At 40.4% G+C, this 1,295-nt stretch carries 1 pseudogene; it reads left to right on the top strand.

The features are described 5' to 3' along the window. Positions 1–816 precede the first annotated feature (816 nt). A pseudogene (locus FW758_RS24495) lies at positions 817–1,295 on the top strand (hypothetical protein); the annotation flags it as partial.

Genomic DNA, 1,295 nt, shown 5'->3' with positions numbered 1-1,295 from the left:
TACTGTTGAACCCTAATGGTGTAATACCCCTATCGCCACATAACATATCAGCAACAACTGCAACTAAGAAAACGTGTAGAATTCTCACTTGTCATCGTCGCACAGCACGTCTATATCTACCCTATCAATGCCTGCTGCACCCACAGACATTAGCGAATGCCTGAACGACTAATACATCTGCAGGTAAAGCCGCTGACAAAAACGCAAACATGCACCTTGATGCCAGGCATCAACACCTATCCGCCCAACTAATCTCCCGGCCTCACAAATACTATTTAGCCAGCGTGAGATTAGCGGACACACCTGCAGGTAAACACACTGCAGGACCATAGGACCAAGCGGAACAACACGCTTAAGTACCGGCCATCATCGACCACCGGCATTAGCGTATTACTGCCAACAGCTCATGATGTTCATTGTGATTGGTTAAAGCTGACGACAGGGCATGAAGCGTAATGTTATGGGGTGACACGTCTGCAGGTGAAGATAGTGGTCTAAGAACAGATCAAACAGAACGCACGATGCAATTAGATCCGACAGGTAGCTTTAGCTCACTTCTGCCCCAAAATCGTTTAGAGCAAACACTCAGTCCGATTTATTGGTCGTGCGTTTTCCCTACTAAAATTTATCCAAATTCAGTAAAATTTAAAGCTATGCCAAACAGCGAAATCTGACCTATTGACTTCCTCACTAACTTATTGATTTTCATTTTGAAGTATCAAAAGAAAGACCGTATCATATATCCATAAAGTGGGGCTTTGCGCCGTATAAAAAGCATTAAGCCCTAAACGATATTCGAAAATAGGTTGGATTTGAATGAGTTTGATATTTGCCAAAAAAGATATGTCTGAAAATATCTGCCTTGTTAGCGATACTAGGCTTAATCACGAACCAAGTCGTAAGCTACCAGCTTATTCTGACTATCAGAAGAATGGTGGTTTGAAATTATTCCTAGTTAATAATAAAAAAGTTGCTATCGCTTTTGCAGGTTGTAGTGTGGAAGCGCAGGATGCATTCGATCAAATCAAAGTTAGTTCCTTTTCAATTAGTCAAATATTGGATGTTTTATCAACAAGTAGCTCCGCTAAAAATACAGATTATTTAGTTTGCGATGCCATTGAAAATATAATTTATAAAATATCAGAAGCACAAGTGTCGCCGCAAAATTTTGCTTATATTGGAGACTTTGGCGGGTATCAACTCTTAACGAGGAACATTAAACACTCTTCAGGTTTAGATGAGTTAGAATCAGCAATGAATATCGTCATTGCTGATTCTAAAGTAAAGTCTGTGGG

The organism is Shewanella sp. 1180_01 (genome assembly GCF_052850535.1).
The sequence above is the reverse complement of the archived record's forward strand: the minus strand, read 5'-3'. Positions and strand labels throughout refer to the sequence as shown.